Raw genomic sequence first — 11,858 nt, 5'->3', positions numbered from 1 at the left:
CTTTTTATCGTGTCGACGGACTCGCTTTTGAAGGAAGGGCGCTTGGAATGGGAATTGTCGTCTTCGACGGCCTGGCGTTCGGTGCGCTTCTCTTCCTGATCAGTGTCGGCCTGTCGGTGACGATGGGCCTGATGAATTTCGTCAACCTGGCCCACGGCGCCTTTGCCATGGCCGGCGGCTATGCGGCGTCGGTGGTGATGAACGCCTATGGCTTCGGCTTTCCGGCCGCCCTGCTGGCCGGCTTCGTGGCCGGCGCGGTCAGCGGCGCGGCGGTGGAAGTCCTGTTCGTACGCCGGCTCTACCGCTCGCATCCGCTGGAGCAGGTGCTGTTCACCATCGGCCTCGTCTTCGCCTCCATCGCCACGGCCACCTATTTCTTCGGCCCGACGATGCAGCCCTTCTCCATTCCGCCGTACCTGGAAGGCAATTTCGCCTTCCTCGGCGCCGAGCTGTCCCGCTACCGGCTGTTCCTCATCGTGGTCGGCGTCATCGTCGTGGCGGCGCTGGTGCTCGGCCTCGACCGGACCCGGTTCGGCGCCATGATCCGCGCGGCGGTGGACAACCAGCGCGTCGCGCGCGGCTGCGGCATCAATGTCGACCGGCTGTTCCTGGCAACCTTCACGCTCGGCTGCGGCCTGGCGGGCTTCGGCGGCGCGCTCAGCCTCGGCATGCTGACGCTGAACCCGATCTTTCCGCTGAAATACATGGTCTACTTCCTGATGGTCGTCTGCGTCGGCGGCGCGGGCACCATCACCGGGCCGTTCCTGGCGGCGCTGATCGTCGGGATCGGCGACGTGGCCGGCAAGTACTACGTGCCGCAGACCGGCGGCTTCCTGATCTATCTCCTGATGCTGGCGCTGCTGCTCGCCCGGCCCAACGGCCTGGTCGTGAAGAAGGGGGCGCGCTGATGCCCCTCACGCTCCCCCGCCGCGGGCTCTTCGCCCTGGAAATCCTGTTCTGGATCGCGCTGGCCGCCAGCTTCTTCGTCTTCCCTGACCGGCTCTACCTGCTGACGCAGATCCTGATCGCGGCGCTGTTCGCCGTCTCGCTCGACATCGCGCTTGGCTATGCGGGCATCCTCACCCTCGGCCACGCCGTCTTCTTCGGCATGGGCGCCTATGCCGCCGGGCTTCTGGCCAAGGCCGGCTGGGCGGAGCCGCTCACCGGGCTGGCGCTCGCCTTCGTGCTTTGCGGCCTCGTCGCCTACGCGCTCAGCGTCATGATCGTGCGCGCCGGCGAGCTCACGCAGCTCATGGTGACCATCGCTGTCGGCGCCATCGTCGTGGAGATCGCCAACCAGGCCACCCCGATCACCGGCGGCTCCGACGGGCTGCAGGGCATCTCCATGTGGCCGGTGCTCGGCGCCTTCGACTTCGATCTCTGGGGCAAGACGGCCTTCGTCTACACCTTCGTCGTGGTGCTGGCGCTGTTCATCGTGGTGCGGCGGATGCTGCAGTCGCCCTACGGGCTGGCGCTGAAGGGCATCCACGGCAACCGCAAGCGCATGTACGCGCTCGGCTCGCCGGTGGAGGGGCGGCTGCGCTTTGCCTATGCCGCCTCCGCGGCGATTGCCGGCGTCGCAGGCGCGCTGCTTGCGCAAACCACCGAGTTCGTCGGCCTCGACACCCTGTCCATCGACCGCTCGGCGGCCGTCCTCATCATCCTGGTGCTCGGCGGCACCGGCCGGCTCTATGGCGGCATCGTCGGCGCCATCGTCTACATGGTGGTGCACGACTTCTTCGCCGACCTCTCGCCGGAATTCTGGATGTTCTGGCTCGGCCTGTTCCTCATGGCCATCGTCATGATCGGCTCGGGCGGCATCCTCGGCGGCCTGTCGCGGCTGGTGCGGAGCGAGCGCTCATGACCGCCGCTCCCGCGCTCTCGGTCGCCGGCCTGACGGTGGCGTTCGGCGGCATCGTCGCTGTCAACGACGTCACCCTCGACCTGCCGGTCGGCGCCCGCCACGCCCTCATCGGCCCGAACGGTGCCGGCAAGACCACCTTCGTCAATCTCCTCACAGGCACGCTGAAGCCCACCGCCGGCACCATCCGCATAGGGGATGAGGACGTCACCCGGCTGGACACCCGATCCCGGGTTAAGCGCGGCCTGACCCGCACCTTCCAGATCAACACGCTGTTCGCCGGGCTGACGCCGCTGGAGGCGGTGTCGCTGGCCATCGCCGAGCGCGACGATCTCGCCGGCATCTGGTGGCGCCGCCTCGGCGGCTTTCCCGCCGTGCGCGACGAGGCGGAGGCGCTGCTGTCGAGCCTTCGGCTGATCGAGCACGCCCGGGTGCCCACCGGCGAGCTCGCCTACGGCAAGCAGCGGCTTCTGGAGATCGCGCTGGCGCTGGCCGCCAAGCCGCGCATCCTGCTTCTCGACGAGCCCGCCGCCGGCATTCCGGCTGGCGAGAGCCGCGAGGTGTTCGAGGTGGTCGATGCGCTGCCCGACGACATCTCCGTGCTGTTCATCGAGCACGACATGCAGCTCGTGTTCCGCTTCGCCCGTCGCATCGTGGTGCTGACCTCCGGCTCGGTGCTGGCTGAAGGCACGCCCGACGAGATCCGCCGCAACGACGATGTGCGCGCCGCCTACCTGGGGAGCACCCATGTCTAGTGCCGGGACGGCTGACCTTCTGCGTCTCGAGGGCGTCACCGCCGGCTACGGCGACGGCATCGTGCTCGACGACGTTTCGCTGTCGATCGCGCCGGGCGAGAGCCTTGCCGTGCTCGGCCGCAACGGCGTCGGCAAGACGACGCTCCTGGAAACCATCGTGGGCAACACGCGGCTCAGGCGCGGATCCGTCCATCTCGGTGGCCGCGATGTGACGCGCCTGTCGCCGCACGCCCGGGTGCGCGCCGGGCTCGGCTGGGTGCCGCAGGAGCGCGAGGTGTTTCCCTCGCTCACGGTGGAGGAACACCTGACCGTCGTTGGCGGCGGTGGCCCCTGGACGGTTGCCCGCGTCTACGAGGTGTTTCCGCGCCTGGCCGAGCGTCGCCGCAACTACGGCAACCAGCTCTCCGGCGGCGAGCAGCAGATGCTGGCCATCGGCCGCGCCCTGATGACCAACCCGCGCCTCCTCTTGCTCGACGAGCCGATGGAAGGCCTCGCGCCCATCGTGGTGGAGGATCTCTCGCGCCGCGTGGTGGCGCTGTCGCGCGAGGAGAACCTCACCTGCATCGTCGTGGAGCAGCACCCGATCGTGGCGCTGACGCTCTCGACCAACGCCCTGTTCCTGGAGCGCGGCCAGGTCGTGCACACCGCCCGCTCGGAGGATCTGGCCGGCGACCACGAGACGCTCGACCGGCTGCTCGGGGTCGGCGACGAGCCGGAGGGGGCCGAGCCGGCCGGGGCGCAGGGCGCATAGAAAATTCGTGCTGACCGTCCGCGGACCCGGTGGGGATCGGTCCGCAGACGGGGACGGATGACGAGAAGACATCAGAGGGGAAAGGATCCGACGATGACACGCATGACGAAACTGATGGCGGCCACGGCCGCGCTGCTGACACTTGGCGCCGGCGCCGCGATGGCGGACACGGTGAAGGTGGGTCTGGTGGGCGAGATGTCCGGCCCATTCGCCGTCTTCGGCGAGCAGTTCAAGGGCGGGGTCGAGGCCTTCCAGGCGATCAACGGCACCGAGGCCGGCGGCAAGACCGTCGAAGTCATCATCAAGGACGTCGGCGGCCCGAACCCCGACGTCGCCAAGCGCCTCGCGCAGGAACTTGTCGTGCGCGACAAGGTGGACATCCTGACCGGCTTCGGCTTCACGCCCAACGCCGCCGCCGTGGCCCCGATCGCCACCGAGGCGAAGGTGCCGATGGTGATCATGAATGCCGCTGCCGGCGGCCTCACCGGTGCGTCCGACTACATGGTCCGGGTGTCGTTCAGCCTGCCCACCGTGGTGCCGCCGATGGCCCAGTGGCTGGTGGATAACGGCTACGAGAAGGCCTACGTCATCGTCGGCGACTACCGTCCCGGCCACGACACGGAAGCCGCCTTCCTCGAAGCCTTCCCGAAGGCCGGCGGCGAGGTGGTGGGCAACGTCCGCACGCCGCTGATGACCGTCGATTTCGCCCCCTACATGCAGAAGATCAAGGACGCCAAGCCGGACGCGATCTTCGCCTTCGTCAACGCCGGCGACGTGATGGCCGGCCTCATGAAGGCGTACCGGGAGAAGGGACTGGAGGAAGCCGGCATCAAGCTTGTCGGCACCGGCGACATCACCTTCGAGCCGTCCATGCCGGCGGTGGGCGATGCGGCGGATGGCGTGGTCACCTCCTACCCCTATTCGATGGAGCACCCGTCGGAGCTCAACAAGGAGTTCGTGAAGGCCTTCAGGGAAGCCGCCGGTTCCGATGCCATGCCGTCCATCATGGCGGTGGGCGGCTACGACGCCATGGCGGTCATCTACGCCGCGCTGGAGAAGACCGGCGGCGACACCGACGGCACCGCCCTGGTGGACGCGATGAAGGGGATGGAATGGGAGAGCCCGCGCGGGCCGATCTCCATCGATCCGGAAACCCGCGACATCGTGCAGAACATCTACCTGCGCAAGGTCGAGAATGTCGGCGACCACTACGGCAACGTCGAGTTCGAGACGTTCGAGCCGGCCAAGTAGCGCACCCGCGCCACCATCAAGGCCCGGACGCGCTGGCGTCCGGGCAGGGAGAACATCGATGCCCAAAGAGATCATCCAGTCGAAGAGCGCCCCGGTCACGGGCTTTACCGACCAGACCAAGCCGTCGCCGCTCGCCCAGGCAATCCGCGCCGGTGACTTCCTCTACGTTTCCGGCCAGGGGCCGCTCGATCCGGAGACCAAGCAGGTCGTTTCCGACGACATCCGCGAGCAGACCCTGCAGACGCTCACGAACCTCAAGAACGTGCTCGACGCCGGCGGAGCCACGATGGAGCATGTGGTCAACATGCGCGTCTGTCTGCGCGACGTTGCCGACTTCCCTGTGTTCAACGAGGTCTTTCGCGACTTCATGGACGGGGTGAAGGTCACCCGCACCTGCATCGGCGGCACGCCGCACCGTACGGGCGTGAACGTCGAGATCGACTGCGTCGCCTATCTGGGCTGACGCAACCAGCGGCGCCGCAAAGGGCCCACGCAACAGGGAGAAGAGACCGATGTACTACGAGCGCTCATTGTCGAATGCGCCGGTCATCCAGCTCGAGGACGCCGTCAAGGAGCTGTCGGAAACCGGCAAGCGCGTGAAGGTGCTGTGGCAGGAGCCCGACGCGCTCACCTTCGTCGCCCGCGGCCGCGAATATCGCAGCGAGTTCCACATCAATCCGTCCGACGAGATCATGTACATGATCCGCGGCCAGATGAACCTGCACATCCGCAAGGAGGACGGTAGCGAGGAGATCGTCGTCGTGCCGGAGGGCGGGCTCAACTTCACCCCGGCCGGGATGCCGCATTCGCCGCGCTTTCCCCCCGACGCCTTCCTGCTCGTGTCGGAGCGTGTCCGCCGCCAGGGCGAGGCCGACCGCTTCCAGTGGTACTGCCCGAGCTGCGATGCGCTGCTGCACGAGGAGACCTTCACCGTCTCCGACTATCGCGCCGATCCCGTGTCGAAGGCCTACGCGAATTTCTTCGACAGCGAGGAGAACCGCACCTGCGGCAAGTGCGGCAACACCATGCCGCGTCCCGAGGGCGTCTGAGGCGCACGTCTCGACCCGCGTCGCGGCGGAGATCGCGGCGCTCCGCCTTCCTGTTGCGTGCCAACGGCGAACCTGACCCCGCTTCGCCCGGAAATGCTTGAGCCGAGGCTATCCATGCGCCAGTCCGGACCGCCCGAACCCGACCGGATCCTCCACAACGCCAAGATCGTCACGGCCGACGCTGATTTCTCGGTCGTCTCCGCGCTGGCCATCAAGGGCGAGCGGATCGTGGCCACCGGCACCGACGCCGAGGTGCTTGGCCTCGCCGGGCCGGCGACCGTGGTGGAGGATCTCGGCGGTGCCACCATGCTGCCCGGCCTGATCGACACCCATGTCCACGTGGAGGAGGCTGGCCTCCTCAAGCACACGGTCGATTTCCAGGGTGTGCGCAGAGTCGACGAGGCGCTGGCGCGCCTCAAGCAGTTTGTCGACGGCCGCGCGCCGGGCGAATGGATCATGGGCCAGCTCTGGCACCCGCAGTCGCAGCTTGCCGAGAAGCGCTTTCTCACGCGCGCCGAGCTCGACAGCGTCGCGCCGGACAACCCGCTCTACCTGCCGGTCGGCCACTTCTCGATGCTGAACTCGCTGTCGCTGGCCGCCGCCGGCGTCACCCGCGACACGCCGGACCCCGAGGGCGGCACCATCCACCGCGACGCCGACGGCGAGCCCTCCGGCGTGCTGGAAGAGGCGGCCGAGCGCATGGTGATCGCGGCCTTTCCGGGCTGGAGCCCCGAGGCGCGCCGCCAGCAGCTCGTGGACGCCCAGGCCCATCTCAATTCCTTCGGACTGACGAGCGCCATCAGCGCCGCCGTCAATCCGCAGGACGTGCGCCACTACAATTCCATCCGGCTCGCCGGCGAGCAGACGCTACGCCTCAGCCTGATGTTCGCGCCCACCGGCGACCTCAACCCGGCCATGACGGCGGAGGAATGGGAGCGGTTCTTCGCGCTCACCGGCGCCACCTCGGACTTCGGCGACGAGTGGCTCAGCCTCTCCGGCGTCAAGCTGCAGGTCGACGGCGGCATGACGCTGCGCACCGCGGCCATGCGCGAGCCCTATCCCGACGACCCCGACTATCACGGCACCTGGGTGATCGAGCCGCGCCGGCTCGACCATCTGGTCGCGGTCGCCAACCGCAACGACTGGCGCGTCGGCATCCACGCCGTCGGCGACGCGGCCATCGACGCGGTGCTCGACGCCTACGAGGCGGCCGACGCGGAACGCTCCATCCGCGAGCGCCGCTTCATCGTCATTCACGGCAGCCTGATGCAGCCCGACCAGATGGACCGGGCGAAGCGCCTCGGCGTGCGGGTCGATGCCCAGCCCACCTTCCTGTGGACCAAGGCCGCCGCCGTTGCCCGCTTTCTCGGGCGGGAGACAGCCGACCGGGCGGTGCCCATGCGCTCGATGATCGACCGGATGGGGCTGGATCTGCTCGGCGCCGGCACCGACTACGGCATCAACGACCTGGATCCGTTCATCAACATCGCCTTCATGGTGACGCGCCGCGATGCCGGCGGCACCGTCTACGGGGCAGGGGAGGCGATCAGCCGCGAGGAGGCCATCCGCCTCTATACGAGCGCGGCCGCCCGTTACGCCTTCCAGGAACACCGCACCGGTTCGCTGGAGCCCGGCAAGCTCGCCGACCTCACCGTCCTCTCCGACGACATCCTCACCGTGCCCGACGACAAGCTCCCCACCATCCGCGCCCTGCGCACAATGGTCGGCGGCCGCACCGTCTACGAGGCCTGAGCCCGGCTGCCCGGAACCTCGCAGACGCGAATCTGGGGCGGCAGACGCGATTCGGCCGCACATGCGGCAGAGCCGGACGGACGATCGATCGATTCGAAATTCAGGAGAAGGTGAGGGGACATGCGCCGGTCGCGGCCGGCGGCCCTTCCACGCGACGAGGGGACGTCGCGGCGGCTCTTCAGATCATCGATGTCTGGAGAGAAATGGAGCGGGCGATGGGATTCGAACCCACGACCCCAACCTTGGCAAGGTTGTGCTCTACCCCTGAGCTACACCCGCATTCGCCGAAGCGCGTCGCGTCCGGCGTCCATTGAGGTTGTCGATATGGCGGATCGCGCCGGGGAATGCAACACCCTTTCTCGTGCCTGTGGGAAAATCCTTTCATCCGGCAAGGATGCGCACGAAGTGCGCGCTCTTGCGGCCTGGAGTGGTCCTCCCGCTTGATCGCGGTGCGTCCGCCGTTGCGTCTCACCGCCTTGGCTTACTTGGGCTGGAAGCGGCGGCCCTGCAGCGACATGGCGAAGCGCGTCGGGGTGCGGGCAAAGGCGGCAAGGCCTTCCAGGGCCGGGCGCTCGTGCGTGACGAGCGCGGTCGGGATCGTCCGCATGATCGCCTCGTGCGGCGCCTTGGCCTCGAAGGCCGCGCGGAAGTGGCCGTCGGTGAGGAAGCGGCGGATCTTCGGCGCGATGCCGCCGGCGATGAACACGCCGCCATGGGCGAGGAAGATCAGCGCCAGGTCACCGGCGAAGCGCCCCAGATAGGTGCAGAAGAGGCGCATGGCCTGCCGCGCGATCTCGTCGCCGGCCTCCGCCAGCTCGCTCACCTGCTCCGGCGTTTCCAGCGTGGCGGGCGCGTCGTTGTGCGCGCAGATGCCCCGGTAGAGCCGCACCAGTCCCGAGCCGGACAGCAGCGCCTCGCCGGTCACCCGGCCGTGGAAGCGCTCGTAATGCGGCCACAGCGCGAAGTCCTCGTCGGTCTCCGGGCCGAGTGCGATGTGCCCGCCCTCGCCGGGAATCGGTGTCAGCCGGCCGGCGCTCGAAACGAGCGCGGCGACGCCCAGCCCGGTGCCGGGACCGATGGCCACGCGCGGCGCGTGCGCCCGCGTCGTGCCGCCGCCCATCTGGAAGAGGTTGGTCTCGTCGAGAGAGGGCAGGGCCAGCGCCAGCGCCTCGAAATCGTTGACCACCACCACGTCCCGGAACCCGAACGTCTCGATCAGATGGTCCGGCTCGATGGTCCAGTCGGCGTTGGTGAGCGTGATCGGCGGCAGGTCCACCGGTCCCGCGATGGCCATCACGATCGATTTCGGCAACAGCGAGGTGCGCGCCAGCACCGCCTGCTCGATGGCGGCAGCCGGCGAGGGGTAGTCGGACGTCGACACCGTCGGGAAATGTTTCAGATCGCCGTAGGCATCGCGGATCATCGCGAAGCGGGCATTGGTGCCGCCGATGTCCGCGATGAGGACGGGGAAGGCCAGCGGCTCGTTGTCGCCGTGCTGTCGCGCCATGGAATTTCCTCGAAACTCGTGTCGTCGATCGTTGTAGGAACGCGCAAGATCCGGCTTGGATCGCCGCGGCCGGGCGCGGGGCCGAAGTCTGTCGGCAAGGAAGCGGTGCGAGCCCCCATTTGGCCGCGTGCGATGGCACCGGTCAACGCTTGACGGGCGAACGGGACCGACGCCCGCCCGGCAACTTCATGGCGCCACGCCAGGTTCATCCCGATATGAGACCCATCGTATCCCCTTCGGCAAAGATTGCTCCGCCCATGCCAACCCCGCTGAACCGCGCCTCCCATATCCGGCTGACGTCCCATCCCGGAGCCGGCGCGCCGGTGCGCTTTCCCATCCGCTGGGGCGCGCCGACGCCGGCCGCGCGCGGTCCTGTCATCGGCTCCGTCACCCGGCCGTCCGACCGCAACGTCATCGGGACCCATGGCGGCGCCTATTCGCTCTATCGGGCGCTCGCCGTCGCCGCCGGCGCGCTCAACCCGCTGCAGCGTCCCGACCTCGCAAACACCGCGCCAATCGTCGACATCCCCGAGGTGGCGGCGTGGCGCGACCCGGCCGCCATCGTCGCGCTCGACCCGTGGGGGCACCTGGCGGGCGAGGTCTTCGCGCGGGAGATCGGCGAAGGCATCGATATCCGGCCGACCATCGCTGTCACCCGGTCGCGGCTGACGCTGGCAGAGGTGGCCGGTGCCGTGGCGGACGGCCGGCTGACCCCCGACGGACGGATCCTGCTCGCCGCCGGCGAAGTCGCCGTCACCAAGATCGCCGTCGATCCTGTCTGGTACCTGCCGGGCATCGCGGAGCGCTTCGGTGTGGCGGAAAGCGCGCTGCGGCGCGTCCTCTTCGAGCAGACCGGCGGCATGTATCCCGAACTCGTCACCCGGCCGGACATGCATGTCTTCCTGCCGCCCATCGGTGGCGCCACGATCTACATCTTCGGCGATCCGGCCGGCCTGTCGGATCCGAAGCGCGCCGTCACCTGCCGCGTCCACGACGAGTGCAACGGGTCCGACGTGTTCGGCTCCGACATCTGCACCTGCCGGCCCTACCTGCTGCACGGCATCGAGGAATGCATCCTCGGCGCCCAGGCAGGCGGCACCGGGCTCGTGGTCTACAACCGCAAGGAGGGCCGGGCGCTCGGCGAGGTCACCAAATTCCTCGTCTACAACGCCCGCAAGCGTTCCGGCGACACGGCCGACGCCTACTTCGAGCGCACCGAATGCGTCGCCGGCGTCCAGGACGCGCGGTTTCAGGAGCTGGTGCCCGATATTTTCCACTGGCTGGGTGTCTCGCGCATCGACCGGTTCGTCTCCATGTCGAATATGAAGTACGACGCCCTTGTGAAGGCCGGGGTCTCCATCGGCGAGCGCGTGCCGATCCCGGAGGACCGGGTGCCGGCCGACGCGCACGTGGAGATCGAGGCGAAGAAGGCGGCCGGCTACTACACGCCCGAGCCGTCGACCGGCGGCTCGCTGTCGGACGTGCGCGGACGGAGGATCGATGACGGCTGAAGCCAGCGAAGACGACCAGCGCGCCCTGCGCCACCGCCTGTCCACGGCGGCCGCCGTGCGCGACAGCGCCGAGCGCGCTTACGCGCTCGCCGAGGCGGGCGCGCTGCCGGGCCTGACCCTGCATCCAGAGCGGCTGGACGAGGTGGCCGAGCGGGTCATCGCCGTCACAAGGGCCCGCTATCCGGATCTCTCCGTGCCGCTGCATTCGCGCTGGCGCCATTTCGAGACCGGCGGCCTGGATCGTTGGGGCATGCTCGCCGCCGCCCGGGAGTTTTCAGACCCGCGCCAGGCGGCGCGGGCCGCGGGCGATCTCGCGGTCGTCAGCGTGCTTCTCGATGCGGGCGCCGGGCCGGACTGGTCGTTCCGCGAAGACCTCACCGGCGAGACGCATCACCGCTCCGAGGGGTTGGCCATCGCCTCGCTCGCCATGGTCGCCGCCGGCGTCTTCTCCGGCGTTCCCGCCGACCCGCTGCGCGCCGATGCCGTGGTGCTCGCCCGCATCACCGAGGACGAGATCGCCGCCGGCATGCAGGCCGGACCGGACAATCCGATGGTCGGGCTGGCCGGCCGGGCGACGCTGCTCGCCCGGCTCGCCCACGTGATGGAGAATCGCCGCGACCTGTTCGCCGTCGACGACGATCCGCGCCCGGGCGGGCTGGTCGACGCGCTGGTGGCGCGGGCCGAGGACGGGGTGCTGCCGGCCGCCACCATTCTCGACGTGGTGCTCGACGGCCTCGCGCCGGTCTTTCCCGGCCGGCTGGAGCTTGCCAACCTCCCGGTCGGCGACGTCTGGCCGCTGCCGGCGCTCGACACCGGCGCCTACGGCTCGGAGCTTGCCGCCTTCCACAAGCTTTCCACCTGGCTCGCCCTGTCGCTGATCGAGCCGCTGGATCTCGCCGGCATCGCGGTTGCCGATCTCGACGGGCTGCCGGGCCTTGCCGAATATCGCAACGGCGGTCTGTTCCTCGATGCCGGCGTGCTGGCGCTGGCCGATCCGGACGACGCGGAGCGCCTCCACGCCGTCGACAGTCCGCTGGTTGTCGCCTGGCGGGCGATGACCGTGGCGCTTCTCGACCGCCTCGCGGCGGCGGTGCGGACCCGTCTCGGGGTCGACGCGGAGACCTTCCCGCTGGCCTGCGTTCTGGAGGGGGGGACCTGGGCCGCCGGCCGGGCGATCGCCTGGGAGCGGCGCGCCGACGGCGCCCCGCCGCTGCGGGTGGAGAGCGACGGCACGGTGTTCTAGATTGGCCGGATGCGCTTCAGCCCGTCTTTCATCCCTGGTCGCGACATCGGACCGGTCCACCCGACCTCGCCATCTTCTCCGCTCACCCCGGCGAAAGCCGGGGTCCAGGGCGGAGACCTCAGGCGCTTCGGCTTGCGGCCCTGGATTCCGGCTTTCGTCGGGATGAGCGGTGGTGTTT

The 11,858-nt window shown here is 69.1% G+C and carries 11 protein-coding genes and 1 tRNA gene; 10 read left to right on the top strand and 2 right to left on the bottom strand.

What is annotated here, in order from left to right:
• Positions 1–47: 47 nt before the first annotated feature.
• The 8 genes from C507_RS0105375 to C507_RS0105340 all read left to right on the top strand — a co-directional run bounded on the left by C507_RS0105375 (position 48) and on the right by C507_RS0105340 (position 7,419).
• Positions 48–908 carry a branched-chain amino acid ABC transporter permease gene (locus C507_RS0105375; RefSeq protein ID WP_018698641.1) on the top strand — a complete coding sequence of 287 codons (861 nt, stop codon included), beginning with the start codon at positions 48–50 and terminating at the stop codon, positions 906–908.
• The gene (locus C507_RS0105370) at positions 908–1,864 is read left to right on the top strand and encodes a branched-chain amino acid ABC transporter permease (RefSeq protein WP_018698640.1); all 957 of its coding nucleotides are present in this window, start codon (positions 908–910) and stop codon (positions 1,862–1,864) included. Before C507_RS0105375 ends, C507_RS0105370 begins: the two co-directional genes overlap by 1 nt.
• Positions 1,861–2,616 (top strand): ABC transporter ATP-binding protein, encoded by a 756-nt coding sequence (locus tag C507_RS0105365; RefSeq protein ID WP_018698639.1) that lies wholly within the window; start codon positions 1,861–1,863, stop codon positions 2,614–2,616. The genes C507_RS0105370 and C507_RS0105365 overlap by 4 nt, the downstream gene beginning before the upstream one ends.
• Positions 2,609–3,367: an ABC transporter ATP-binding protein gene (locus tag C507_RS0105360; RefSeq protein ID WP_018698638.1), complete on the top strand. Its 759-nt coding sequence runs from the start codon at positions 2,609–2,611 to the stop codon at positions 3,365–3,367. Before C507_RS0105365 ends, C507_RS0105360 begins: the two co-directional genes overlap by 8 nt.
• A gap of 93 nt (positions 3,368–3,460) precedes the next feature.
• On the top strand, positions 3,461–4,618 hold the full coding sequence (locus C507_RS0105355; protein WP_018698637.1) for an ABC transporter substrate-binding protein: 1,158 nt from the start codon (positions 3,461–3,463) through the stop codon (positions 4,616–4,618).
• Between the two features lie 58 nt (positions 4,619–4,676).
• Complete coding sequence (locus C507_RS0105350) at positions 4,677–5,081, top strand: RidA family protein (protein ID WP_018698636.1); 405 nt, start codon at positions 4,677–4,679, stop codon at positions 5,079–5,081.
• 49 nt (positions 5,082–5,130) lie between these two features.
• On the top strand, positions 5,131–5,667 hold the full coding sequence (locus tag C507_RS0105345) for a 3-hydroxyanthranilate 3,4-dioxygenase (RefSeq protein ID WP_018698635.1): 537 nt from the start codon (positions 5,131–5,133) through the stop codon (positions 5,665–5,667).
• Positions 5,668–5,781: 114 nt separating this feature from the next.
• Positions 5,782–7,419, top strand: a complete 1,638-nt coding sequence (locus tag C507_RS0105340; RefSeq protein WP_018698634.1) for an amidohydrolase — start codon at positions 5,782–5,784, stop codon at positions 7,417–7,419.
• 204 nt (positions 7,420–7,623) lie between these two features.
• Here the strand turns inward: C507_RS0105340 and C507_RS0105335 are convergent.
• Both C507_RS0105335 and glk read right to left on the bottom strand, forming a co-directional pair.
• Positions 7,624–7,698 (bottom strand) — tRNA-Gly (locus C507_RS0105335).
• A gap of 202 nt (positions 7,699–7,900) precedes the next feature.
• Positions 7,901–8,926: a glucokinase gene (glk, locus tag C507_RS0105330; protein ID WP_018698633.1), complete on the bottom strand. Its 1,026-nt coding sequence runs from the start codon at positions 8,924–8,926 to the stop codon at positions 7,901–7,903.
• A gap of 257 nt (positions 8,927–9,183) precedes the next feature.
• Here glk and C507_RS0105325 point away from each other — a divergent pair, with 257 nt between their 5' ends.
• Both C507_RS0105325 and C507_RS0105320 read left to right on the top strand, forming a co-directional pair.
• Positions 9,184–10,437 (top strand): GTP cyclohydrolase II, encoded by a 1,254-nt coding sequence (locus C507_RS0105325; protein ID WP_018698632.1) that lies wholly within the window; start codon positions 9,184–9,186, stop codon positions 10,435–10,437.
• A complete protein-coding gene (locus C507_RS0105320) occupies positions 10,427–11,680 on the top strand; it encodes a DUF1688 family protein (protein WP_018698631.1) in 1,254 nt (417 codons plus the stop codon). The genes C507_RS0105325 and C507_RS0105320 overlap by 11 nt, the downstream gene beginning before the upstream one ends.
• The last annotated feature ends 178 nt before the right edge of the window (positions 11,681–11,858 follow it).

This window comes from Amorphus coralli DSM 19760 (genome assembly GCF_000374525.1).
GTDB classification, from domain to species: domain Bacteria; phylum Pseudomonadota; class Alphaproteobacteria; order Rhizobiales; family Amorphaceae; genus Amorphus; species Amorphus coralli.
The sequence above is the reverse complement of the archived record's forward strand: the minus strand, read 5'-3'. Positions and strand labels throughout refer to the sequence as shown.

What these genes read in the sequence shown, in the direction of transcription:
- C507_RS0105375 (WP_018698641.1), top strand. Translation starts at nt 48, where the DNA reads ATGGGAATTGTCGTCTTCGACGGCCTGGCGTTCGGTGCGCTTCTCTTC.
- C507_RS0105370 (WP_018698640.1), top strand. Translation starts at nt 908, where the DNA reads ATGCCCCTCACGCTCCCCCGCCGCGGGCTCTTCGCCCTGGAAATCCTG.
- C507_RS0105365 (WP_018698639.1), top strand. Translation starts at nt 1,861, where the DNA reads ATGACCGCCGCTCCCGCGCTCTCGGTCGCCGGCCTGACGGTGGCGTTC.
- C507_RS0105360 (WP_018698638.1), top strand. Translation starts at nt 2,609, where the DNA reads ATGTCTAGTGCCGGGACGGCTGACCTTCTGCGTCTCGAGGGCGTCACC.
- C507_RS0105355 (WP_018698637.1), top strand. Translation starts at nt 3,461, where the DNA reads ATGACACGCATGACGAAACTGATGGCGGCCACGGCCGCGCTGCTGACA.
- C507_RS0105350 (WP_018698636.1), top strand. Translation starts at nt 4,677, where the DNA reads ATGCCCAAAGAGATCATCCAGTCGAAGAGCGCCCCGGTCACGGGCTTT.
- C507_RS0105345 (WP_018698635.1), top strand. Translation starts at nt 5,131, where the DNA reads ATGTACTACGAGCGCTCATTGTCGAATGCGCCGGTCATCCAGCTCGAG.
- C507_RS0105340 (WP_018698634.1), top strand. Translation starts at nt 5,782, where the DNA reads ATGCGCCAGTCCGGACCGCCCGAACCCGACCGGATCCTCCACAACGCC.
- glk (WP_018698633.1), bottom strand. Translation starts at nt 8,926, where the DNA reads ATGGCGCGACAGCACGGCGACAACGAGCCGCTGGCCTTCCCCGTCCTC.
- C507_RS0105325 (WP_018698632.1), top strand. Translation starts at nt 9,184, where the DNA reads ATGCCAACCCCGCTGAACCGCGCCTCCCATATCCGGCTGACGTCCCAT.
- C507_RS0105320 (WP_018698631.1), top strand. Translation starts at nt 10,427, where the DNA reads ATGACGGCTGAAGCCAGCGAAGACGACCAGCGCGCCCTGCGCCACCGC.